This is a genomic window from Loigolactobacillus bifermentans DSM 20003 (assembly GCF_001434575.1).
Taxonomy (GTDB): Bacteria; Bacillota; Bacilli; order Lactobacillales; family Lactobacillaceae; genus Loigolactobacillus; species Loigolactobacillus bifermentans.
The window spans coordinates 41,291-66,786 of record NZ_AZDA01000018.1 but is presented as its reverse complement, the minus strand read 5'-3'; the positions used below and the strand labels follow the sequence as shown (position 1 = coordinate 66,786).

Annotated in this window: 21 protein-coding genes; 1 reads left to right on the top strand and 20 read right to left on the bottom strand. The window is 45.9% G+C overall.

What is annotated here, in order from left to right:
• Positions 1-59: 59 nt before the first annotated feature.
• Positions 60-635, top strand: coding sequence for a DUF2507 domain-containing protein (locus FC07_RS03630; RefSeq protein ID WP_057903765.1), 576 nt, complete (start codon positions 60-62; stop codon positions 633-635).
• A 39-nt stretch (positions 636-674) separates the two neighbouring features.
• On the opposite strand, the gene trxA is transcribed toward FC07_RS03630, so the two are convergent.
• From trxA to ruvA, 20 genes are all read right to left on the bottom strand, one after another.
• Complete coding sequence (gene trxA, locus FC07_RS03625; RefSeq protein WP_057903764.1) at positions 675-989, bottom strand: thioredoxin; 315 nt, start codon at positions 987-989, stop codon at positions 675-677.
• 454 nt (positions 990-1,443) lie between these two features.
• Positions 1,444-3,807 carry an endonuclease MutS2 gene (locus FC07_RS03620; protein WP_057903796.1) on the bottom strand — a complete coding sequence of 788 codons (2,364 nt, stop codon included), beginning with the start codon at positions 3,805-3,807 and terminating at the stop codon, positions 1,444-1,446.
• 69 nt (positions 3,808-3,876) lie between these two features.
• Positions 3,877-4,410: a CvpA family protein gene (locus FC07_RS03615; RefSeq protein WP_057903763.1), complete on the bottom strand. Its 534-nt coding sequence runs from the start codon at positions 4,408-4,410 to the stop codon at positions 3,877-3,879.
• Positions 4,411-4,414: 4 nt separating this feature from the next.
• A complete protein-coding gene (locus FC07_RS03610) occupies positions 4,415-4,678 on the bottom strand; it encodes a cell division protein ZapA (protein WP_057903762.1) in 264 nt (87 codons plus the stop codon).
• Positions 4,679-4,850: 172 nt separating this feature from the next.
• Positions 4,851-5,165, bottom strand: a complete 315-nt coding sequence (locus FC07_RS03605) for a DUF1292 domain-containing protein (protein WP_057903761.1) — start codon at positions 5,163-5,165, stop codon at positions 4,851-4,853.
• Positions 5,166-5,178: 13 nt separating this feature from the next.
• A complete protein-coding gene (gene ruvX / locus FC07_RS03600; protein ID WP_057903760.1) occupies positions 5,179-5,610 on the bottom strand; it encodes a Holliday junction resolvase RuvX in 432 nt (143 codons plus the stop codon).
• A complete protein-coding gene (locus FC07_RS03595) occupies positions 5,610-5,870 on the bottom strand; it encodes an IreB family regulatory phosphoprotein (protein WP_057903759.1) in 261 nt (86 codons plus the stop codon). The genes ruvX and FC07_RS03595 overlap by 1 nt, the downstream gene beginning before the upstream one ends.
• A gap of 246 nt (positions 5,871-6,116) precedes the next feature.
• The gene (gene alaS / locus FC07_RS03590) at positions 6,117-8,759 is read right to left on the bottom strand and encodes an alanine--tRNA ligase (protein WP_057903758.1); all 2,643 of its coding nucleotides are present in this window, start codon (positions 8,757-8,759) and stop codon (positions 6,117-6,119) included.
• A 1,183-nt stretch (positions 8,760-9,942) separates the two neighbouring features.
• On the bottom strand, positions 9,943-10,938 hold the full coding sequence (locus FC07_RS03580) for a hypothetical protein (protein WP_057903756.1): 996 nt from the start codon (positions 10,936-10,938) through the stop codon (positions 9,943-9,945).
• Positions 10,939-10,965: 27 nt separating this feature from the next.
• Entirely contained in the window at positions 10,966-12,321 is a 1,356-nt protein-coding gene (locus FC07_RS03575) for a DEAD/DEAH box helicase (RefSeq protein WP_057903755.1), read from the bottom strand.
• A gap of 16 nt (positions 12,322-12,337) precedes the next feature.
• The gene (locus FC07_RS03570; protein WP_057903754.1) at positions 12,338-13,285 is read right to left on the bottom strand and encodes a DHH family phosphoesterase; all 948 of its coding nucleotides are present in this window, start codon (positions 13,283-13,285) and stop codon (positions 12,338-12,340) included.
• A 4-nt stretch (positions 13,286-13,289) separates the two neighbouring features.
• On the bottom strand, positions 13,290-14,600 hold the full coding sequence (locus tag FC07_RS03565) for a DRTGG domain-containing protein (protein ID WP_057903753.1): 1,311 nt from the start codon (positions 14,598-14,600) through the stop codon (positions 13,290-13,292).
• Positions 14,601-14,678: 78 nt separating this feature from the next.
• Complete coding sequence (gene dinB / locus FC07_RS03560) at positions 14,679-15,815, bottom strand: DNA polymerase IV (RefSeq protein ID WP_057903752.1); 1,137 nt, start codon at positions 15,813-15,815, stop codon at positions 14,679-14,681.
• 98 nt (positions 15,816-15,913) lie between these two features.
• On the bottom strand, positions 15,914-17,413 hold the full coding sequence (gene zwf / locus FC07_RS03555; RefSeq protein ID WP_057903751.1) for a glucose-6-phosphate dehydrogenase: 1,500 nt from the start codon (positions 17,411-17,413) through the stop codon (positions 15,914-15,916).
• Between the two features lie 241 nt (positions 17,414-17,654).
• Positions 17,655-20,267: a bifunctional acetaldehyde-CoA/alcohol dehydrogenase gene (gene adhE, locus FC07_RS03550; RefSeq protein ID WP_057903750.1), complete on the bottom strand. Its 2,613-nt coding sequence runs from the start codon at positions 20,265-20,267 to the stop codon at positions 17,655-17,657.
• 465 nt (positions 20,268-20,732) lie between these two features.
• On the bottom strand, positions 20,733-21,131 hold the full coding sequence (yajC, locus tag FC07_RS03545; protein WP_057903749.1) for a preprotein translocase subunit YajC: 399 nt from the start codon (positions 21,129-21,131) through the stop codon (positions 20,733-20,735).
• Between the two features lie 73 nt (positions 21,132-21,204).
• Entirely contained in the window at positions 21,205-22,347 is a 1,143-nt protein-coding gene (gene tgt / locus FC07_RS03540) for a tRNA guanosine(34) transglycosylase Tgt (RefSeq protein ID WP_057903748.1), read from the bottom strand.
• A 439-nt stretch (positions 22,348-22,786) separates the two neighbouring features.
• The gene (gene queA, locus FC07_RS03535) at positions 22,787-23,821 is read right to left on the bottom strand and encodes a tRNA preQ1(34) S-adenosylmethionine ribosyltransferase-isomerase QueA (RefSeq protein WP_057903747.1); all 1,035 of its coding nucleotides are present in this window, start codon (positions 23,819-23,821) and stop codon (positions 22,787-22,789) included.
• A 20-nt stretch (positions 23,822-23,841) separates the two neighbouring features.
• On the bottom strand, positions 23,842-24,852 hold the full coding sequence (ruvB, locus tag FC07_RS03530) for a Holliday junction branch migration DNA helicase RuvB (RefSeq protein ID WP_057903746.1): 1,011 nt from the start codon (positions 24,850-24,852) through the stop codon (positions 23,842-23,844).
• Between the two features lie 19 nt (positions 24,853-24,871).
• Positions 24,872-25,477, bottom strand: a complete 606-nt coding sequence (ruvA, locus tag FC07_RS03525) for a Holliday junction branch migration protein RuvA (RefSeq protein WP_057903745.1) — start codon at positions 25,475-25,477, stop codon at positions 24,872-24,874.
• Between the last annotated feature and the right edge of the window lie 19 nt (positions 25,478-25,496).

Here is a 25,496-nt window from a genome sequence, read left to right as displayed (position 1 = left end):
TTATCCCCTACAGTTTCTGGTATAATAAAATCAATTCATTTCGGAATAAGGAGTCTATCATGGCTGGGGAAAAAACTTATCAAGCACTTTTAAAAACGGCAACTGCCAGTAACAATCTCAATTATACCTTATTACGTGACCTCCTGTTGCCACAGTTATTAGGGGCAGAAAATGCCAGTATTTTATATTGGGCCGGCAAAGACTTAGCCCGCCAACTACCGCTGGCCAACTTAGAAGCCCTCCCAGACTTTTTTCAACAATTTAATTTCGGTGACCTGTCACTCCAAGGAGAAGGCAAGCATCAATACCGCTTTTTACTGGCTGGTACGGCTGTCACACAACGCCAAGCAGCCTTTGAAACCCCTGAGTTTCAGCTTGAAACTGGCTTTTTAGCCCAACAGATTCAGCAGATCACCGGGGCGATCGCAGAAGGCGAAGCCAGCATTAACCGTCAAGGCGTGGTGATCACTGTGCAGATCGATCACAGCACCGAATCACACCAAAACCCAGAAGCCATTCAATTAATGGGCACCACCAGCGGTCAACAAGTGGACCAGCAACCAACATCTGAGGCCACTGGCACCGCCTTATCACGTCAAAAAGATCATCGTAAAAAACGTTGGTTTGGTCACTAAAAAAACTCAGCTCGCACATTGCGAACTGAGTTTTTTTAGTTAGGCTGTATATTGTTGTAAGATCTTATCCAATTGTTCCTTTGAATGGTAGCCGACTAAAGTTTCAACCACTTCGCCGTCTTTTTTGATCATCAACGTTGGAATACTCATAATGCCGAAGCCTTGCGCTGTTTCAGGATTTTCATCAACATCCATCTTCGTGAACTTGACTTCACCATCATATTCATCTGCTAATTGCTCAACAACAGGTGATTGCATCCGACAAGGACCACACCAAGTTGCCCAAAAGTCAGTTAAAACGACGCCTTTACCTGTTACATCTTGGAAATTTTGATCTGTAATTGCTTCAACCATTTTGCCACGCTCCTTTATGCTCGTCGTTAAATCACAACGGCCCTCAATATGCTATATTCTAGCAAAGCCTTTTCAAAACAACAAGTATTTTGCTGATTTTTTGTAAGTGACCGTTAAAATGCCGTTAAGCTGGTGTTAGATGTCGTTCTCCGGCAAAATCGGGCTGGAACGCTGTGGGCTGACTTGAAGCCCGGAAAATCACCGGTCTTCAAGCTCAACCTTATCGTAAATGGTAAACCATTAACGATAATTTCACGGCTGAGCTCGATTTTGCCTCCGAACTTAGATCCGTGCAACGCTACCAGGTTAACGTTACCTGATAAAAAACATCACGCTTACCACTGAACTGAATATTCATCACGACAGTTTATCCTGTCATTTCAATCAATCTGAAACTTGAAAAGATCATTGTCATCTGGCCTGCTCGACGACAAAGTTCGTTTCACCTCAGGCACTACTTAAAGGTGACGACTGTGGCCCCGTTGCCGCCGGCGTTGGCCGGCGCAAAGCCAAAGGATTTGACCTGGCGATTGCGGGCCAGGTATTCCGTAATGCCTTGGCGTAGCGCCCCTGTGCCTTTACCGTGAATAATGGTGACTTGGGGATAACCGGCTAACAGCGCCGCATCAATGTACTGATCCACATCTTGCAGCGCCTGTTCATACCGTTCCCCACGCAGGTCAAGACTGGTGTTCACATGATTGCTAACGTGCATCGTAGCCCGTGGCGCCTTGGGTTCTTTCTCCGGCGCTGCCTTGGTTTTCGCTAAATCGCCGGTGGCCACTTTCAGCTTAATAATGCCCACTTGAACTTCCCAATGTTTAGGGTCCATTTGTCGGATCAAGGTGCCTTGTTGACCGTAGGTGGTGACCAAAACGTCATCCCCTGGTTTTAAGGCCTGCTTAGCCCGTTCGCGGCGGAGCACCTTATTCTTCGATAACTGTGGTTCATCCTGATGTAACCCGTTTAAAGCGGTTTTAGCCGCAATCAGTTGATGTTCCTTCACTTCGCCAGCCCCTGCTTTTTGCAGGCGGTGTAATTCGGCAATGATCTGATCACTTTTGCGTTTGGCTTTGCCAACGATTTCATTGGCCTTGCTGGCCGCTAAATCCAATTGATGCTGTTTTTCATGGAAAAATTCGTTAGCGCCCTTTTCCAAATCATCATGAACTTGTTGCGCTTGCGCCAAGGTTGCTTGGGCTGCCTGGTTAGCCACTTCAGCGTTATGCCGTTGTTGTTCCAAGTCACTGATCATGTTGTTCAAATCTTGGCTATCCGCTGAGATCAAGCTTTCAGCCGCAGCTACCACATTTGCAGCCAGCCCTAAGCGCCGAGAAATATCAAACGCATTTGATCGGCCTGGAATCCCAATTAACAAGCGGTAAGTCGGCTGCAAGGTTTCACTGTCAAATTCCATACTGGCATTAATTGTCGCAGGCCGGTTGTAACCGTAAGCCTTTAATTCAGGATAATGCGTGGTGGCAACCACTGCACTGCCCACGGCGCCGATCTGGTCCAAAATGGCAATGGCTAACGCCGCCCCTTCTTGTGGATCCGTCCCAGCCCCTAATTCATCCACCAGCACCAAACTGTCCGATTCAATGGCATTTAAAATCGTCACCACATTGGACATGTGGCCCGAGAACGTACTTAAGTTTTGCTCAATGGACTGTTCATCCCCAATATCTGCGAAAATATCGTTGTAAACCGCCACTTGACTGCCTTCATTGGCTGGAATAAACAAACCAGATTGCGCCATTAATTGTAACAAGCCTAAGGTTTTCAGGGTAATGGTTTTCCCACCGGTGTTCGGCCCAGTGATCACCATCGCTTTAAAATCGCCACCAAGTTCAATATCATTGGCCACCACTTTTTCAGCCGCCAGCAAAGGGTGCCGCGCTTGCCGTAATTGAACGTGGTTGTCAGCGGCTAAATGCGGCTCAGTTGCCTTTAAGTCTTTTGCATATCGGGCTTTGGCGTTTACAAAGTCAAAATGGCCTAAAATCTGGCCGTTATCTAAAATTTCTTGACGATAAGGGGCCAATTCATTTGAAAGTTCCGCTAGGATCCGCAATTCTTCCTGTTGCGCTTCGATTTGTCGCTGGCGCAGGCGGTTGTTCAAGTCCATCACCGCCTGCGGTTCAATAAACAGCGTCAACCCACTGGCACTTTCATCATGCACCACACCACCAAAATGATGGCGGTACTCTTGCTTCACAGGAATCACATAGCGCTCATTCCGAATGGTGACGATCGGGTCACTTAAATATTGCGCTTGTTTGCCATGGGTGTACTGGTTCATTTGACTCCGAATCTGGCCTTCTAATTGTTGAATGCCATTACGGATCTGGCGCAACTTTGGTGACGCATCATCCGTTAAATGACCATCATCCTCCAATGACAGCCGCAGCCGTTTGGTTAACGTGGGTAAGGTTGTCAACCGTTGCCACCACTGATCAAGCTCTTGAAAAGTAACCGCCTCTTCTTCTGTAACAGCCGTTAAAAAGCGGTCCACGTCAGCGGTTGCCCGCAGCACCCGACTGATCTGTGCCAATTCCACGCCGTTAAGCGTCCCGCCAATGGCCAACCGTTTTAAATGAGGTTGCACATCGACTAGCTTCGGCATTGGAATCGGCCCTTTCAACCGTAAAATCGTAGCGGCATCTTGCGTTTCCATTAACATCTGCTGAATGGTTTTACGATCGTGATTCGGCTCTAATTGGCGGCTCAGTTGTTGCCCAACAGCTGATACGGTATATGCCGCAACGGCCGCCCGAATCTTAGCGAATTCCAACGTTTGCAGAATTTTTTGATTCACACCAAACATCCTTTCCTTTTATCACAAAAGACGGCAGGCCGCCTGACCTGCCGCACTTTAAATCCGATTCTAAATCGCCGCCAGCCACCATGACAGGGCTGGGATCGGCGTTAATTTGATCATCCCTTTTAAGAACCAAGAATGCATAAACGCATTTTGGAACAGTGGTAACGGGAATAACGTGAGCACGGTTAAAACCAAGTAGATGCCGACGTACACCGTCACCACATTTAGCACTGCACCACCGATCAAACTTTGTTGTTGTTTTAAGGGGTAAAAGGTCAATTGACTGGATAAAATACCCACAAACCGCACCAGCGCCCAGCCGATTACCATAATCAGCATAAACGCACACGCCGCATAAAAGGCCTTGTCCAACTTAAACCCAGTTTTTTGACTGAAAAAAGCAAACTTGCTAGAAAGATCTGCCGACTGATAAGGCACCCATAACGTTAAATGTGGCGCTAAACTTAAATAACTCAGTCGTGCAATCAAAAACGTTAATAAATAGCCGCCAGAATACACGAGCTGTAGCATCAGACCGCGACGCCGACCGGCATAATAAGCGTATACCAGCAATAATAAAATCAAAATTGTCCACATAAACCTATTGAACCTCACTTTTCAGTTCTTTTAACTGTGCCGTCAGCGCATCGACTTGCGCTTGCAGTTTTAACTGCTTCGAGGCCGTGTTAATGGCCAACAACGTTGCCGCCGTTTCAGTGGATAAATTCCCCGCTGCCTTAATTTGTGTCAACTGGTCGTTGACCACTCGGCTAACCGCCTGCATGTGGGCCGCACTAGCTGCACCAACGATCGTATAGGTTTTGTTTCCAATTTGAATTTTAAAGCGTCTTTTTTCTTCGGCCATGCTAGGCCCCCCATTCTGTGATTTGTCACAAAAATAAACGTGTTATATTTTAGCATGCTTTCCCAAAAATAAACAGTCACGCCAATTGAAAAAGAAAATGGCTTAAAGGCCAGCAACCCCTGTTGGTTGCCACAAAACACCTTTAAACCACTCTCTGATCGCACTTGTTTACCTAATCGCGATGATCATCATCGGCTAAGAATGTGTTTAACACTTCCTCAACCATGTCCCATTCTTCATCGGATTCAATCGGGAATAAATCGCCTTCAGCGGGATCCCCTTTATCAGAACTCTTGAAAGAAAACGCCTGAATATCAACGTCTTCATCTTCAGCAGCACCAGCTGGATAAAGTAACACGTAAGACTTGCCAAAATCTTCTGAATCAAAAGTAAATAAGATTTCGTAAAGTTCTTCGTTACCTTGTTCATCCACTAAGGTGATTTGACGTTCGTCATCATTGTCTGGTACTTGTTGGTTATTGGCCATTATGCCACCTCTTTTATGATTTTTGGTTTGCTGCGCGATCTAAATAATTTTGTAAGATCATCACTGCTGCTAATTTATCAATGACTTTTTTGCGTTTTTGGCGCGAAGTGTTGGCTTGACTGATCAACATCCGTTCCGCTTCAACGGTGGTCAGTCGCTCGTCAATAAAGTCCACTGGTAAACCAAAGCGCTCCGTTAGCATTTTACCATAAGCCTGCGACGCTTCTGCCCGTGGCCCAATACTATTGTTCATGTTCTTTGGCAACCCGACCACAAAGTTGGTCACATCGTAAGCTTTGACCAATTCCGCAACACGGTCTAAGCCAAATTCTGCTTCGTCTTCATTGATGCGAATGATCTCCACACCTTGTGCCGTCCAGCCCAGTAAATCGCTAACCGCCACACCAACTGTTCGTGAGCCAACATCCAACCCTAAATAACGCATTAAAGACCGTCCTTCTTCAAATAATGTCGTACTAACTCTTCTATGATCTCGTCCCGTTCGAACCGCCGAATCAAATTACGCGCGTCATTGTAACGCGGAATATAGGCCGGATCGCCAGACAGTAGATAGCCTACGATTTGGTTGATTGGATTATAGCCTTTATCTGCTAATGCTTGATAAACCGTTTCTAACGTTTCTTTGACATCCTTGGGTTGTTCACGGCCAAAATCAAAGCTGACAGTTTCATCTAATGAACTCATCCCTAACACCTCGCCTTTACCTAATCATTCCACTCTATATTCTACTCGAAAACCGGCGAACTCTCAACGAAGCTGCCCCAGCGTTTTAATCGGTCAATACCGGTTAAAGTCGCGTCACAAAAGGCATCAGCCTGATTTTAACCACCAGAACTGATGCCTTTTGCTAAATATTAAATTTATGTGACAATTCACACGAAAGGCAATCTAACGCCGTGAAGACGCTATTTCCTCTAAAAGCAGTCGTACTTAAGCCTGTGCTAAGAAATCAGCGGCAGCCTTTAAGGCGTCCTGAATCCCAGCTGGGTTCTTCCCACCAGCTTGGGCCATATCCGGACGGCCACCGCCACCACCACCGACTTTAGGTGCAATGGCTTTGATCAAATCGCCGGCCTTTAAACCACGCTTTACACCAGCTGGACTCACTGCAACGATCAAGTTAGCTTTGCCTTTGACTTCAGTGCCTAAAACTAACACATCAGAAGCTGATTTTTGCTTCCAGTCATCTGCCATTTGGCGTAATTGATTCATATCCGCTACGTTGACTTCAGCGGCGACTAAAGTCGTAGCCCCGATCGTTTGGACTTGTTTAAACACATCGCCAGCTTGAGCTTGGGCTGCTTTAGCCTGTAAGCTTTCAATTTCGCGATTAGCTGCTTTTAATTGCGCTTGTAACTGTTCCACTTTGTGTGGAACAGCCTTGATTTGTGGTTCTTTCAACAAATCAGCGGTGTCCTGTAACCAAGCTTCCCGTTGGCCTAGGAAGTCAAACGCTGCCTTAGCCGTCACGGCTTCGATCCGCCGAACACCAGCCCCAGTCCCAGTTTCACTGGTGATCTTAAACAGGCCTAATTCAGCGGTATTGTTGGCATGGGTCCCACCATCAAACTCACGCGAGTAGTCCCCAATAGAAACCACCCGCACTTCATCGCCATACTTTTCAGTGAAAATGGCAATGGCGCCCATCTTCTTAGCAGATTCAATGTCGGTTACAACCCAGCTAATTGGCAATGCTGCCCAGATCTTTTCGTTGACGATCCGTTCGATTTGCTTTAATTCGTCTGGACTGGTTTGGCCAGCATGGGTAAAGTCAAACCGCAAGTAATCGGGTTCAACCAATGAGCCGGCTTGACGCACATGTTCGCCTAAAACGTCGCGTAGAGCCTGATCCAACAAATGAGTTGCCGTATGGTTTTGGGACACTAAACGCCGGAAAGTTGGGTCCACTTGCAATTGATAATGACTGCCTTTGCTTAACGGTGCTAATACAGTTACCGTGTGCAAGTTTTGACCGTTTGGTGCATGTTGTACGTCTGTGACGTCGGCTACTTTGGTCCCGTTAGCATCTAAGATCACCCCGTGATCACCAACTTGACCACCCATTTCAGCGTAGAAAGGTGTTTCAGAGAAGATCAACTGTGCGGTACCAGTTTGCACAGCAGCCACTAAGCTTTGGTCTTGGACTAAAACTTCTAGTTCAGCATCGTCGCTGTTTAAATGATCCCAACCTGTAAAGGTACTTGGGTCTTTGACATCCAACAACAAGCCACTTTGCACGCCCATCCCGTTATCTTGGTTCCGAGCAGCCCGTGCGCGGTCTTTTTGGGCCTGCATTTCAGCATTAAAGCCAGCTTCGTCAACCGTCAAACCAGCATCTGTCGCTTGTTCTTTAGTTAATTCAAATGGGAAACCGTAAGTATCAAACAGCTTAAAGGCTTGGGCCCCTGCAATGGTCTTATCAGGGGTTTGCTTAGCAGCCGCAATGGTTTTGTCCAATAACTTCAAACCATCATTTAACGTATTGTTAAAGCGATCTTCTTCAGATTTGATAATGTTGGCAATGTAATCTTTTTGTTCCAAAACTTCTGGATAATAAGATTGCATGATCTCACCAACAACCGGAACCAACTTATATAAGAAGGCTTCGTTAATGCCTAACTTTTTACCGTGCACAATGGCCCGCCGGATCAACCGCCGAATCACATAGCCACGACCTTCATTTGAAGGCAACGCCCCATCACCAATGGCAAAGGTAACAGCCCGGGCGTGATCGGCAATGACTTTAAAGGAAACGTCATCTTGGGCGTTGGCATTGTATTTTTTCCCTGCGCTAAAGGCCTCTGTTTTTTTGATGATCGGTAAGAATAAGTCTGTTTCAAAGTTGGTTTTAGCCCCTTGGACCACGGAAACCAGTCGTTCCAACCCCATGCCCGTATCAATGTTTTGATGGGGTAGTGGTTCGTAAGTCCCGTCTGGTTTATGGTTAAATTCGGAAAAGACAATATTCCAAACTTCCAAATAACGTTCATTCTCGCCACCAGGATAATTTTCAGGATCATCTTCTGGGACGTTATTCATGGCTTGACCACGATCGTAGAAAATCTCTGAATCGGGACCTGAAGGCCCTTCACCAATATCCCAGAAGTTGTCGTCATCTTCATAAATATGATCTGCTTGAACGCCGGTTTTAAGCCAGAGTTCTTTGGCCAATTTATCGTCTGGATAAACCGTAATGTATAATTTTTCAGGGTCAAATGCCATCCAATCAGGGCTAGTTAAAAATTCCCAGGCCCAAGGAATGGCTTCTTTTTTGAAATAATCGCCAACTGAAAAGTTCCCGAGCATTTCAAATAAAGTTTGGTGCCGTGCGGTTTTCCCAACGTTTTCAATATCATTGGTCCGGATACTTTTTTGGGATGAGGTTAACCGCGGGTTTTTAGGCACCACGCGCCCTTCAAAATACTTCTTCATGGTGGCAACCCCAGAGTTGATCCACAATAAAGATGGATCGTCGACTGGGACTAATGAAGCGGAAGGTTCAATATCATGGCCCTTACTTTTGAAGAAATCAAGGTACATTTGGCGAATTTGACCACTGCTTAGTTTTTTCATTTTTTCTCCCTTTCATGACAGAATATAAAAAACACCGTTGCTTTCAAGGACGCCTACGCGCGGTACCACCTTGATTGCAACGATGTTCATCGTTCCCTCTTAAACTCGTTAACGCTGAGTCCGCAATTCCCATTACTGGGCCAGGGAGCAGGCTAAAGTCACATACCGGATTGGTTCACAGTCGCCCAATCTTCCTGAACGGTGTTGACTTAGTCGTTATCCTGTCATTAACTATTTTCTGCATGAATTATACTGTTTTAACGGCATTGTGTCAACCTTGGCCGCATGCTCAGCCGACACAGTTTTTCATGATTTATTTTTTGAATGTTTTAGATGGTAAGACCCATTTCGCTCCGGGTGGCGGGGGCCGTGGAACGCAAGGTTAGCACGTCGAGTGCATTCCGCGCCACACGGCTTAGGTCGTGGAACGCTGTGGCTCGCTACGGAACTAACTTTTGGAAAATCACCAAAAGTGAATTTCCTCCGTCTCGCGTGACTACTAAGCGATAAATCGCTAAGTATCACTGTCACGGCTGACGACCACGCCGTGTTCTGCTCCATTCTGACTGGTATTTTTTTGTCATAAAGCGACCGAAAGTTGAATTACAAGTTGCTGAATTAGCCAACGAAAATTGTGCTAACTAACCACACCGAACAAGCAAGATCTGCTTCACAGACAATTGCTCCTATCACTATTAATAATTTTTCACTAAGTCACGTAAAACGACGTTAGCAAGTGCATTACTTTCGCAAAATATTGTGCCGCACGTCAGCACAATTCATACAAGTTCACTTACAAATCACGCTCAAAACGCCGGCACTGACCAACCAGCGCCGCCAAAACATAATCAATGTGCTGCGCCTTAATGACGAATCGAAGCGCCAACCTAATGCAGCGGAGGGTGGTGGGGCCGTCAGTGGTGAAATTGTCGTTGGTGATTTATCGCTTACGACAAGGCCGAGCTTGGAGACAAGTGATTTTCTTGGCTTCAAGTCGTGCCCACTACGTTCCACGGCCCCGCCACCCGGAGCGAAATGGGTCTTTACAACTACCCCACTTTTGCCGCCGTTACCACCAGGAAGTTTGTGATGATTTGGCGGCCGGCTGCTGGGTCGGTCATGATGGATTCGGGGTGCATTGAACGCCGTAGACTTGGTGAGCGTCGTCGGCTGTGATTGCGGTTTATGGTTCGGTTTCAAGGTGGATTGGGGCCACATCACGATATGTGGCCACTAATGGCAGTTGTGCCATGTGTGCCACGGTCGGCTGAAAGTAAGGTGACAACGGCAAATTTTCGCTTAACAAAGAGCCTTTGCTAACCGGTAGTGTGCCCAGCTTCACCTGCGCTGGGTTATGGGTTAATTCCAACGTTCGCTGGTCTTGGGCAAACTGTAAGCCAAACGGATTAGCCTCTTGGGCCCAAACCCCGGTTGGTTGGACTTGATTGCCCCAGTTAAACAGGTTCCGCGTTCCAGCACCCGCTAAATATTCCCACTGATCCACGGTAGGTAACTGAAAGCCTAACTGTTGGCGGTCTGCTTCAATGGCCGTTGCAGTGGTGTTTTCAGGATTGCGGGCAAACACCAAATAATGTTCACCGTCGGTCATTTGCACCAACTGTAAATTTTCGGTTTGTAAAGGCGGTGCTTGTTCAAAAGGATCTAAGCTAGGTTGCGGTTGTTGCAACAAGGCCTGAATCTGTGGCAACACCTGCTGCCCAAAGAAAACATTCCCGCTAAACTTGCCTGTGACGACCTCGTACAACCCTTGCGGCTGCCAAGCCAGTGGCCAAGCTTGCTGCCCGACCAGTAAAGGGGGCATGTCCACCACCCGTTGTGGCGAAGTATTGGCGTTGATCAAATCCCTGGCCTGAGCGGTTGTTAACACGGCTGTTCCTTGCTGATTCTGGATCACTTCAGCAAGGTCCAAGGCACCAAGACCTTGTTGCCAGCCTAACGTCACTTGTTGGGCGCCAGGCACCAGAACATAAGTCATCCCTTGGATCTGAACCGCCATGGTCTGTCGGACATGACCGAAAAATTGAAACTGATACGGGGTCACATTTTGAATCGTCAGCAACGGACTCACAAAATAACGGAGTAACTGCCGAAAAACTTGTTCTTGCTTCGCTGCTGTTAGTTGCCACCATGTTGGGGCCATTAATTGTGTTGTTTGCATGCCGTTGCCGCCTTTCTCAATCAACCGTTAATCTTGATGATCCCGACGATTTTTGCGACGTTCTGCTCGCGCTGATTCCCGCTTTTCAACGCGGCGCTTAAACCATTCGTCTTTTTGAATCGCTTTACGGATCCGCTTTTTATAACCTGGTTTATGCTTTTTCTTTTCTTTTTTCACCAAACCGATCATCTTCGGTTCCAGTGTTTTTTGCTGCTTAGTCCGTTGTGCCCGGCGATTACGATCATACGTATCGACGATCTCGCCTTGCTTCACCCGTTTTGGCTGGAAGGTAACCCCTAACTTTTCGATTTCAGTGACGATCTGTTCCTGTCCTGGCACGTAGAAGGTCATGGCGATGCCGCTCATGCCGTTCCGACCAGTCCGCCCTACCCGGTGAATAAAGAATTCCAAATCAGCTGGAATTTCGTAGTTGATCACGTGTGAAATTCCTGGAATGTCAATGCCTCGCGCCGCTAGATCAGTGGCTACCACGTACTGAAATTCCAAGTTTTGAATTTGACGCATGGTCTTTTTCCGGTCTCGTGGGGTTAATTCCCCAGAAATTTTAGCCACTTTAAACCCTTGTTCAATTAAGTACTGGCTCACTTCGTCAACGCGTTTTTTGGTGTTGGCAAAAATCAAGGCCATGTACGGATTAATGGCGTGTAACACTTGGGCTAACAGCGCCTTTTTGTCCTTCCCTTGGGTAGCAATCAACCAGTTATCAATGGTTGGACTAATAATCGTGGTGGTTGGAATGGTTTCAATCACAGGTGCGTTCATATACTTACGCAAGAAAGGTTCCAGCTTTTGTGGAATCGTGGCAGAGAACACCAACATTTGCAATTCTTCTGGGAACGTTGCCGCAATGAAATCCACATCTTTTAAGAAACCAAGGTCTAAGGTCATATCGGCTTCATCGACCACGAACTTAGTGACAGTGTAAGTCTTTAAGGCCTGATTCCGAACTAAATCAGCAATCCGTCCTGGCGTGCCGATCACAATTTGTGGTTGGCGATGTTGTAAATGTTGGATTTGGCGTTGCTTATCCGTTCCCCCAACATAATTGTGGATCACAATTGGTTTCGGGCTGAACTTGGCAAGCTGCCGAGCCGCAGCGTAAATTTGATCTGCCAATTCCCGACTCGGGGTGGTGATCACCGCTTGAACGGATTGATCTAGTTCATTTAATTGGTTAAAAATCGGGACCAAAAAAGCATGGGTTTTCCCGCTCCCAGTTTGTGATTGCCCCACAACGCTTTTACCAGATTGGATCACCGGAATGAGTCGCGCTTGGATTGGCGTGGGTTTGTAAAAATTTAAAGCCGCTAACGCTTTTTTCAAGTACGGCTTTAATTGATAATCTGTAAATTTAGTTTCCATAAAAGCTCCTTCAAGTTTAATCTGCTTCGGCAGTTTGTACCAAAGCATCTAATTCATGTACGATGGTTTCAGTTTCAGCAGTCCCAACTGCATGGGCACCACTGGCCAATGGATGGCCGCCACCATCATGTTGCTGGGCTAAGCCGTTGATCACGGGCCCTTTAGAACGGAAATGCACGCGGTAATCGGCTGGGGCTTGTTCCACAAAAATCACCCAAGCCACCACTTCAGCTAATTTACCTGGCAAGCTCACAATGCTGGAAGCTTCCGGTACCGTTAAGCCTAGCGCTTTTAACGTCGCCGCTGAGATCAAAACGTGTGCGGCACCACTTGGCAAAACCGTCAAGTTGCCTAACACATAAGCATAAAGCTTCGCCTGCGCGGCGGACATACTATCTAATTTTTGATTGATCAACGCTGGTTTAAAATCCGTTGCCGTTAAGGCCGCGGTCACTGCAAATGTGTGGGAAGTGGTGGCATCGTACATAAACCGCCCTGTATCCCCAACAATGCCAATGTATAACAGCCGTGCTGCTGCCGTTGAAACGGTTAACCCATTAGCTGTCGCCCAGTCGTAAACCAGTTCCGAACTGCTAGAGGCTGTTGGCCGTACCAACTGCAAATCACCGTATGGTTCATCATTGGGATGATGATCGATTTTGATGACTTTGACCCCTTTGGCATACCGGTCATCACTGATGCGTGGCGCATTTGCCGTATCCGTGACGATGACCAAGGCGCCTGTATAAGCGGTATCTGGGACTTGGTCCATTTGGGCCACCCATTTCAAGCCCGGCACTTCTTCCCCAACACAATAAATCTGTTTTGCTGGAAAAGCGGCCTTTAAAATCGTTGCCAAACCGACCTGTGAGCCTAAGGCATCTGGATCAGGGCGCTGATGGCGATGAATGATAATTGTATCATACTGTTCGACGGTTTCATAAATATCTTTTTCAATCGACATGGTTTCACCTGTGCTTTTCTAAAAGTTGACAGTTTACGATGGCTTTCGCCACTAACTGATGATTGAACTGCACTGCCACATCTAAAATAGCAGTTTGGCGGCCAAAATCCAGCACAGTTGGCACAATCGTAAGCTGTGATTCGATCTGAACGAGTTTTAAATAATGCAAGTCCACCTGTTCAATGGTGGCTGCTAAATGAAGTTGACTTTGTAAATGGCGCTGACACGCATGGGTAACCAGTTCGGTAAGAATTCCAAACGCAATGGTCCCGATTTGATTGGTCATTTGCGGCGTAACAGTCACATGGTACGCCTTGCCGCCTTCCCATTCTTGTAAGCGACTGATCACCTGACCATAATAAGTCCCTGCGATCCGTGACACATCACGGTTATTTTCCATTGCGGCCATCACGTCTTGGCGGCTAATGACCCCTAGCAATACCAAATGCTGATCCACCACGGGTAATAGGTCGTAGCCCTCATACACCATCATGTGACTAACAGAGGCAATGCTCGTGGTTAAGTTCACACTAGCTGGCGACTTGGTCATCACCTGATCGATGCGCACTTGTCCGGAGTAATCTAAAATATCCTTGCCGGTGACGATGCCCACGAGTTGCTTTGTTTCGCTGATCACTGGAAAACGTGCATGGGTCGTACTGCGGTTAAGCCGTTTATAGTCCGCAACGGTTTGGCGACTGTACAAGGTCCGGACTTCCGTCACCGGAATAAAGACATCGGCAACGGTGGTGATCTTATGGCGAATTTGCTGATTGGTCAACACCCGATCAATCATGGTCGCCACCGTATACGTATCAAACTTTGTGCTTAATACGGGTAACTGTTTCTGATCCGCCAATGCCATAATACTATCTGACACGGATAGCCCACCGGTCACCAGCACGGCTGCCCCATGGGATAAAGCCGTGCGTTGAATATCCTCACGATTGCCAACGATGACCACCGCATCTGGGGTTAAATAAGGGAGCATGCGATCAGCGGTCATGGCACCAATCAAAAAGCGATGCAACACTTTTTCCAAGCCAGCATGCCCACCGAAAACCTGACCATTGATGACCTGTAACAACATTTGGTAAGTCAGCGTGGCCTGCTGCCGATCTTGCGCCATATCCACTCGCACTGTTCCAACACGGGGAATTGTCGAAACGATTCCGCGCTCCTCAGCCACTTTAATGGCCTGATAAGCGGTACCTTCACTGACATGTAAAGACCGTGCTAACCGCCGCACCGAAACACGTTCACCGATAGGCCGCTTTTGAATGTATTGAATGACTTGTTCCCGTTTTTTTGGCATGGTTTTCCCTCACATTTGCATCACCGACTACAATCTTCTTCATTATAACCGATATTTCGGCGAAAACACAAAGGAACTTCAGCTTTCCCGCGGCGTATCATCCCGAAACAACGGCAACTGGATCTCTTCAAAACTAAGCGGCGCCAAATTGGTTACGGTAATGCCCAACAAGCGAATCCCATTTTGAAGTTGTCCGTATGTTTGCCACAATTCCTGTGCCAGTTCATAAACCTGTGTCTCAGAACCCACATACTCTGCCACAGTTAGCCGTTTGGTGGTGGTGTTGAAATCTTGATCGCGCATTTTCAGTACCACCGTTTTACCGTGTTTTTGGGCTTTCGCCAAATGAGCAGCGACACCTGCTGCTAGCTCGCGTAAAACCGGCACCACTTCTTCATCACTTCGTAACGGACGGCGAAATGTGGTTTCCCGACCAATCGACTTGCGTTGACGTTGATAATCCACCGGCCGCCCATCGACCCCTTGGGCATGGCGGTACAACTGAAAACCCATTTTACCAAAATGCTGCATCAGTTCCAGTTCTGAACTCGCTTGTAAGTCGCGCCCTTTATTGATGCCCAAAGCCTGCAATTTAGGAACCGTTTTACGCCCTACGCCATGAAATTTTTCAATGGGTAATTCCGCTAAAAATAACCGCGCTTGTTCTGGCCGAATCACCGTTAACCCAAACGGTTTGCGATAATCTGAGGCCATTTTCGCTAAAAATTTGTTATAAGAAATCCCCGTTGAACACGTTAAAGACGTGGCCTTAAGCACCGCCATTTGTAGTTGGCGCGCAATTGCCACCGCACTTGCTTGATCCAATTTATTTTCGGTAACGTCTAAATAAGCTTCATCTAGCGCAACCGCTTCGATCTTATCGGTATACTGGTGAAAAATCTCATGAATTTGCTCAGAGACTTGCCGATACAACACAAAATCAGGCGTTTTGAACTGGGCCTGCGGACACAGCTCCAAGGCTTTCGCAGCTGCCATTGCCGAATGAATGCCATACTGCCGCGCCGTATAGTTAGCCGTGGTCACCACCCCTTTCCCACCGGTTTTACGTGGATCATGGGCGATCACCAATGGTTTGCCAACATAAGCCGGCTGCTCACGCTCCTCAATGGACGCATAAAAAGCATCCATATCAATATGGATGATCTTACGACTGGTATCCTGATTTAACGGAATGGTTAACAACGTCTCACGCATGCTGGCTCACCTCGACAGTTTCGTTGTTCTCATTATAAAAGAACACACGTTTGACCGCAAAGAAAAAGCCGTGAAATTTCACGACTTTCAAAAAACAACTATTCGCAATCTGTTTGTGTTGGATCATAAACCCAATGACGGCCATCCCGTGCTAACAATTCATCCGCACAAGCCGGCCCCATGGAGCCACTTAAGTAATTTGGAAAATCAGGCGCTGGTTCACTTGCCCAAACTTTTTCGATCACATCTGCAAAGCGCCAAGTTTGCGCCAGTTCATCCCAATGCGTGAAGTTCGTTGAATCACCATTGAGAATATCCAGCAATAACCGTTCATAAGCTTCTGGTGTGTTGGTTGCTGCTTCAGAACTATGCCGGAACGTTAACGCTGCTGGCCGTGTGGCAAACCCTTGCCCCACCCGTTTAGCGTTTAACTGTAAGGTAAAGCCTTCCGTCGGTTCGATATAAATCGTCAACACGTTTTCAGCTAAATTATCTTGCTTGTTAACCGATTGGAAAATGTTCATTGGCAATTGCTTAAAGACCACATCCACGCGCGTGGCTTTTTTCGCCAAACGTTTCCCAGTCCGAATGTAAAACGGAACGCCAGCCCACCGATAATTTTCGAAGGTCATTTTACCCGCAACAAAAGTTTCCGTTTTCGATTCAGGGGCCACTTGGGCGGCGTCACGATAATTGTCCAATGCTTCACCGGCCACTGTGGCAGCGCCATATTGACCGCGAACAAAATCCTGCCGTGCTTCTTCAGGTGTCCCAATGTGCAAACTCCGCAACACTTTGATTTTTTCGCTACGAATATCGGCCGCATCAAATGAAACAGGTGGTTCCATGGCTAACAATGTGGCGATTTGAGAAATATGGTTTTGTACCATATCCCGCAAGGCCCCAGAGTTTTCATAGTACCCGCCGCGTTCTTCCACCCCTAACGCTTCACTTAACGTGATCTGAATGTTGTCAATGTAGCGGTTGTTCCACAAAGATTCAATAATGTTATTTCCAAAGCGAATGGCAGAAATGTTTTGCACCATTTCTTTACCCAAATAATGATCAATTCGGTAAATTTGATTTTCGGCAAAAGAAGCCCGAATATCTTCATTTAAGACTTGAGCTGAAGCAAAATCATGGCCGAATGGTTTTTCAATGACTAAGCGGTTAAAGCCCCGATCATCTAACACATCTTCGGACTTTAAATGGCCCGCAATGGTCCCAAAGAAACGTGGCGACATCGCCATGTAAAAAATACGATTACCAGCAAGCTGATATTGCGTATCTAATTTTTGAGCTAATTCACGCAACACCACATAATGTTCCGTATTCGTTACATCATGGGATTGGTAATAAAAATGACTGGCAAATTCTTTTGCCTGCTCAGCATCAGGGTTCAATGACGCTAATGAATCAAAGACAATTTGTTGATAGTAATCATTGGACCAAGGCCGCCGCGCCGTGCCAATAACGGCAAAGTGTTTTTGAAGATAGCCTTTTTGATATAAGCGAAATAACGATGGGTAGAGTTTACGACGTGCAAGGTCTCCCGACCCACCAAAAATAATAAACAAAGCAACCTTTTCATCCTGCATAAATGCTATCACTTCCGTTTTCAAGTCTATTGATATTGTACCTATTTCAACAAGGAACAGCAATCGAAAAAACGCTATCTTTGCAAAAAAGCCTGAAAAAGACCTTAAAAGGCTCTTATTTGGCGGTCTATACCATCAAAAAAATAATGTTTATTTTTTTGACATTTCCAGATCAAGCCCTCAAAAAAAAGGAACTGACCGTTAAGCCAGTTCCTTTTCTAGAAGGGGGTGTTCAATCGCCTTATTTTGTTTCGACGCCTTTCCCATCATATTCATCGATCAGGATTTGTTTCAATTCGCTGATTAATGGTTCTTTAGGGTTGGCTGTTGTACATTGATCTTCATAAGACAAGGAAGCTAATTCATCGACAGTTGCGTCGAAGTGTGCTTTTTCAACACGGTTTGCTTTCAAGCTTAAGGTCACATCAACAGAGTGTGCTAAGTCAACAAAGTGTTTAACCAAGCTTTCCTTCAATTCTTCGTCAGTATTACCTTCAAAGCCTAAGTAACGGGCAATGTCTGCGTAATCTTTCAAAGCGCGGAAGTGGTTGTAACGAGGCCACATTGCCAACTTAGTTGGTGTTGTCGCATTATAACGAACAACATGTGGATAAGTGATTGCAATTGCCAAACCATGAGGTAAGTTGAATTCCCCACCTAATTTATGGGCAATTGAATGGTTGATCCCTAAGAAGGCACTAGCAAATGACATACCAGCCATTGTTGAGGCATTGGCCATGTTGTAGCGTGCTTCCTTGTCACCTTCGTAAGAAGCTTTCAAGTTGTCAAACGCTAACTTCAAGGCTTGTAATGCCCAGCCACGCGTATATTCAGTTGACATCGTTGAAACATAAGCTTCGGTTGCATGGGTGATAGCATCTAACCCAGTCCAAGCAGTGGTACGAGGTGGTACCGTTTCAACGAATTGTGAATCGATAATGGCAATATCTGGTTGCATTGCATAGTCAGTGATTGGGTACTTGATATGTGTCTTGTTATCTGTGATAACGGCATATGGTGTAACTTCAGACCCAGTCCCAGAAGTAGTTGGAATCCCAATGTATTTCGCCTTGTTAGACGTAGGTACTTTGTAGGTACGTTTCCGAATATCCAAGAACTTCTGCTTAGCGCCGAAGAAGGATACGTCTGGATGTTCGTACATTAACCACATGAACTTGCCGGCATCCATTGCGGACCCACCACCAAGGGCAATGATCGTATCAGGTTTGAAGGCATCCATTTGGGCAACACCTTTTTCAACTGTTTCAATCGATGGGTTCGGTTCAACTTGAGAGAAAATCTCGATTTCAACGTTGTTTTTACGTTTGCGTAATTCGGCAAGTACACGGTCAGAGTAACCAAATTGAACCATTCCTGGATCACATACTAAGAATGCGCGGTTAATCCCTTCCATCGTCTCCAAGTAACGCACTGAGTTTCTCTCGAAGTATACTTTTGGGGGCAATTTTACCCATTGCATGTTGTTACGACGTTTTGCAACTGTCTTGATGTTTAACAGATCCCAATCAGTAACGTTATGAGAAATTGAGTTCTTACCATAAGAACCAGTCCCTAAGGTTAATGAAGGTACCATGTTATTGTAGATGTTCCCAATACCACCAACGGCTGAAGGTTGGTTGATCAAGACACGGCAGGCAGGCATTTTAAGACCAAATTCAGTGATCAAGTCTTCGTCACGTGTATGCAAGCTGGCAGTATGACCTAAGCCACCAAATTCAAGTAATTCAAGGCAACGTTTGAAGGCTGCTTCATGACCATTTGCTTTGTACATTGACAAAACAGGTGATAATTTTTCACGAGAAATTGGGTATTTAGGACCAACGCCATCTGTTTCAGCAATTAAAACTTTGGTATCTGGTGCAACGTTGATGCCGGCTAATTTAGCAATATCGTAAGCAGACTTCCCGGCGATTGGGCCTTTAACGCCGCCACGTTTTGCATCAAACATTGCTTCTTCTAAAGCTGGTACTTCGCTCTTCTTTAAGAAGTAGCAATTCCAGTATTCAAATTCTTGTTTAACTTTATCGTAGATCGAAGCATCAACGACAGCTGAGTTTTCAGACGCGCAGACCATCCCATTATCAAATGTCTTTGAAAGGACGATGTCATTAACGGCTTGTTTGATATCAGCAGTTGCTTCAATATATGAAGGACCATTACCAGGGCCTACGCCTAAAGCTGGTTTACCAGTTGAGTAAGCGGCTTTGACCATGCCAGGACCACCAGTTGCCAAGACAGTTGCAACACCGTCATGGTTCATCAAAGCCCCAGTTGCTTCAATACTAGGTTTTGAGATCCATTGAATCGCATCTTCAGGTGCGCCAGCTTCAATAGCGGCTGCCCGAATGATTTTAGCAGTTTCAACACAGCAATTTTGTGCTTGTGGATGGAACCCGAAGATAATGGTATTCCGTGTCTTTAATGAAATTAAAGTTTTGAATACAACTGTTGACGTTGGGTTGGTTACTGGGGTAACCCCGGCAACAACACCGACTGGTTCAGCAATTTTCATCATTTGCTTTTCGTCGTCGTCATCAATAATGCCGACAGTTTTATCATCACGAATACTGTTCCAGATATATTCACTGGCGTACATATTCTTGATTGCCTTATCTTCAACGACCCCACGCTTTGTTTCTGCAACGGCCATTTTGGCAATCTTCATATGGTTATCCAAAGCAGCTAATGCAACAGCCTCACAGACCTTATCGACTTGTTCTTGTGTAAAAGTCGCCATCTCTTTTAAGGATACATGTGATTTTTTGACTAACTCGTCAATCATACCATTAACGTCTACTTCTTCTTTAGGCTTAGTGATTTGCTCTTTACTCATAGGTCAAATCTCCCATCTGGATTAAGTTATGTTATTTATTTCACAAGTAGATAGTACAACGTTACACAATGTTTGTAAAGCCTAGATTTGAATTTTTTTGAATTAATTTCAATTCTAAGTCCCTATTTCTCCGATTTTCAGCCTGATATATGGAAGCGAAGCCAGTTGGTTAGACCATCAAATTCAGCTTAAAATGCTGATTTAACAGTCTTTATTCTTCATCAATGTGAAATCAAAAATCAGTTCATCAACTTTAAGCGCAGCACCGAAAAAAATTATTTTATTTTTTCGCCGGCAACCCGACATAACATTGTTCACAAAATCAGCCCAACGCTAATATCCTTGTAACCACTGGTACAAAAGGACTAGCCCATTAAAAATGAATCCGCTTACAATACTGATTCACAAGCATTTTAGGTATAAAAAAAAGAAGCCAACGTCATGCGTCAACTTCTTGAGCAGCCATTAGTCTTCTTTTTTATCTTCTGTTGGGGCTTCTGCTGCAGGTGCTTCTGTGGCGTCTGCGTCAGCCTTTTCGTCAGTTGCAGGTGCTTCTGACGTTGTTTCAGCTGCTTTAGGTGCTTCGGGCGCAACTGGTTCTTGCTTATCCACACGACCGATTGCACGGAGATCGAAGGTTAAATAAACCCCTTCAATATCTAATTCAATTGTTTGTTTTGCTTCATCGATGCGGTTGATCACACCGTGTAAACCACCGATGGTCACCACTGAGTCCCCTGGTTTCATGGCAGACATCATTTGTTTCTTTTGATCTTGTTGTTTACGTTGTGGCCGGATCATCATAAAATACATCAACGCCAACAAAATTACCATCATAAGGGTTGTACTCAAACCACTACTCATAAATTGAACACCTCATTTAATTTTTAAGTCATAAGACCAGCGTAACAAATTTACCCTTTAACTTCCAGTGAAATTAGAAATTACGCGCATTTTCCTGATTAAAGCCGTACATTTCGAAGAACTGTTCCCGGAATTCTAATAAATTATCATCCCGAATGGCTTGGCGCACTTGCCGCATTAAGTGCAACAAGAAATACAAATTATGATAACTGGTTAAATGGATCCCGAAGATCTCATTGGCTTTGATCAAATGGCGAATATAAGCCCGGCTATAATTACGACAAGCGTAGCAGTGACAATTATCGTCTAATGGCCCAAAATCATGGGCATACTTCGCGTTTTTCACCACTAAGCGGCCGTGACTGGTCATCACAGTCCCGTTACGGGCGATCCGCGTTGGCAACACGCAATCAAACATATCAATGCCCCGAATCGCACCATCAATCAAGGCATCCGCTGAACCAACCCCCATTAGATAACGGGGTTTATGTTCTGGCAGTAACGGGGTGGTAAAGTCCAACACATGATTCATTTCGGCCTTGGATTCCCCAACGGACAACCCACCAATGGAATAGCCTGGAAAATCTAAACTAACTAAGTCTTTGGCACTTTGTTCCCGTAGATCTTGGAAACCAGCCCCTTGCACAATGCCAAATAACCCTTGTGTAGCCGGATTACGATGCGCCTTTAAGCCACGTTCGGCCCAACGGCTGGTACGCGCCACAGATTTTTTAACGTAATCATAAGTTTCGAAAAAGGGTGGGCACTCATCTAAGCTCATCATGATGTCTGGGCCAAGGTCATTTTCGATCTGCATCGCTTTTTCAGGGCTTAAAAACATTTTCGCGCCATTTAAGTGGTTTTTAAAGTGAACGCCCTCTTCTGTAATATCACGCATATTGGCTAACGAGAACACTTGGAAACCACCCGAATCCGTTAAAATGCCTTTGTCCCAATTCATAAATTTATGCAAGCCGCCAGCTTCTTTAACGATTTCTTCGCCTGGACGTAACCATAAATGATAGGTATTGGCTAGGATCACACCTGCCCCCATCTCATCCAGTTCCTCTGGCGCCATCGTCTTAACAGAAGCATTGGTCCCCACTGGCATGAACATCGGGGTGGGGAAAGTGCCATGCGGGGTGATCAATTCACCTAACCGCGCACCAGTATGTTTTTCTTTTTTAATTAAACGATATTTAATTGCTGGTTCCATTTTTATCCTACTTTCTCATTTTGTCCTTAACCTTGCTATTCTAACATGTTCGGCGTTTTTCACAAAACGAACGTTCTTTTAACGCATGCTCCTCAACCATGAACCTTTTTAAAAAGTCACTGGTTTGTGTGGCCGTCAACAAGTCCTTAACTTTCAGAAAGCCACGAAGTATATTTGTAAGCGCTTTATTAATGTGCTAAAATACAATTAGAAGCCGTTCTGATACCCAAGTTTTGATTTTACTCGCTTCGATGAACAACCTAAGTTTTTCAAAATAAAGACTTTTTTCAATTCTCCATGAGCGTACAATTTTGGAAACGGCGTTTAGTGAAATTTGTAACACCCCACACTAGTTTTAACAGCTTGTGCGATACAAAATCTTGGGCCGGACAAGACTTCAAAAAAGGGTCGTGACTTAACGTCACGGCCCTTTAGCGTGTTATTTAATAAACATGGCATCCCCGAAGCTAAAGAAACGATAGCGTTCGTCAATGGCATGCTGATAAGCATTCAAAATGTTGTCCCGGCCGGTAAAGGCAGCGACGAGCATGACTAATGTGGACTTTGGTAAATGGAAATTGGTAATAAAGGCATCCACCACCTGCCACTGGTAACCTGGCTTAATAAAAATATCCGTCCAACCAGAATCTGGCTTGATCTCGCCGTCAAATTTTGTGCCAATGGTTTCTAACGTCCGAATGGAAGTGGTCCCAGTGGCAATGATCCGGCCACCGTTGGCCCGCACTTCGTTTAATTGGGCCGCGGCTTCAGGTGTGAGCCGATAAAATTCACTGTGCATCTTGTGATTATCAATATCGTCCACATCCACTGGCCGGAAAGTCCCTAAACCAACGTGTAAGGTTAAATAAACCAGCTTCACGCCTTTATCTTGCACCTTTTGTAATAATTCCTTCGTCCAATGCAAACCGGCCGTAGGGGCAGCGGCAGAGCCATTTTCTTTGGCGTAAACGGTTTGGTACATTTCAGGGTCATCCAACTTCGCCTTAATATAAGGGGGCAATGGTGTTTCCCCTAATTGTTCCAAAATTTCCATAAAGATCCCATCATAATGGAATTCGATCATCCGGCCACCATGTTCCAATTCCTCGGTAACAACGGCTTTTAATTGGCCATCCCCAAAGGTGATCTCAGTGCCGACTTTCGCCCGCTTGGCTGGCTTCATCAGCGTTTCCCAATGGTCGCCTTCGGTGTTGTTTAATAACAAGACTTCTAAGTGCGCACCCGTTTCTGCCTTGATGCCATACAAGCGTGCTGGCATCACCCGCGTATCGTTCATCACAACAGCGTCGCCGGGGTTTAATTGCTCTAACACATCATAAAAGTGTTGATCAGAATAAGCACCCGTTTTGTGATCCAGTACCAGCATCCGTGATGCGTCCCGTTCTTTTAAAGGCGTTTGTGCGATTAATTCTTGTGGTAAATCGTAATCAAAATCTTCTGTTGACAGTCCCATTGTTGATACTTCCTCTTAAATTATTTCGTTGGTGGCGTCAGCCCTAAATGCTGGTACGCCAATTCTGTTGCAATGCGTCCCCGCGGGGTACGTTTAATAAAACCAATTTGGAGCAAATAAGGCTCGTACATTTCCTCGATGGTATCCGTTTCTTCACCGATATTAGCGGCTAACGTGCTTAACCCCACTGGACCACCGTTATAAAATTCGATCATAGTGTGTAATAGCTTTTGATCCACCACATCCAGCCCGCGGGTATCCACTTGGAGTAACTGTAACGCACGTTGGACAATGCTTTGATCAATGGTGTCCTGTTGGGCGACCTGTGCAAAGTCACGGATCCGCTTTAACAGGCGGTTGGCGATCCGCGGTGTTCCCCGTGACCGCCGGGCAATTTCATGGGCACCGGTACCGGCGATCTGCGTATCAAAAATATCAGCAGACCGTTGCACGATTTCCGTCAAGGCACTTTCATCATAATAAGCCATATGCGCCACAATGCCAAATCGATCACGTAAGGGGGCCGATAAAAGTCCGGCTCGGGTAGTTGCGCCGATCAACGTAAAAGGTGGTAACGGAAAATGCACCGGGTGAGCAGTGGGGCCTTGTCCAATAATAATATCCACAAAAAAGTCCTCCATGGCAGAGTACAACATCTCCTCAACCACTTTCGGCAACCGGTGGATCTCATCAATGAACAACACATCTCCTGGTTCCAGCTCATTTAAAATCGCCACCAAATCGCCGGGACGCTCAATAGCTGGGCCACTTGTGGTGCGAATGGACACTTGCATCTCATTGGCGATCACCATGGCTAAGGTGGTTTTCCCTAAACCTGGCGGGCCGTACAATAAAACATGGTCCAAGCTTTCCTGTCGTTGTTTAGCGGCTGCAATGTACACCTGCAACTCCGTTTTAACTTGGTCTTGACCAATATATTGCGCCAACCGTTGGGGCCGTAACGACTTTTCTAAACTGGCTTCGCCATCATCTAATGTATCCGGCGTGACAAAACGCGCATCCTCTGTCATCTTGAACCCCCTTTTCTGATTAGCCTTTCATTAATAACCGTAATGCTTCACTTAAATAAGCATCCGTGGTAGTGGCTTTAAAGGACCGTAATTGCTTGGCAATCCGGTCGACTTCACGTGGTTTATAGCCTAGGGCCTTTAAAGCAGCCAGTGCTTCTGCCAGTGGCGTTTCAGCGTCTTCTGGTTCAGCTGGTGTCACCGGCAAAGGTACTTCAGCAGCCGGTGCTAAATCATCCACTTTGCCTTTTAAGTCCAACACGATTTGTTGGGCGGTTTTTTTGCCCACCCCTGGAAACTTGGTTAAATAACCAATATCATCTGATTGAATTGCCTGCACCAAGCCCACATGGTCTTGGTTGGCTAAAATGGCCAAAGCAGACTTCGGTCCGATACCAGACACTTTTAACAGGCGCTCAAACAATTGCTTTTCATTGGCCTTAGCAAACCCATAAAGCGTGCTTTCGGTTTCATGGATCGACTGATAGACGTAAATCTTCGCTTTGGCAGTTCCCACTTCAAACTGAAAGGGATTGGCCAATTGCACGCGATAGCCAACTCCGGCTACCTCGATCACCACATAAAAAGGACTCACAAAGGTGATCGCACCTACTAAATACTCATACATGCTTTTGCCTCACTTTTCC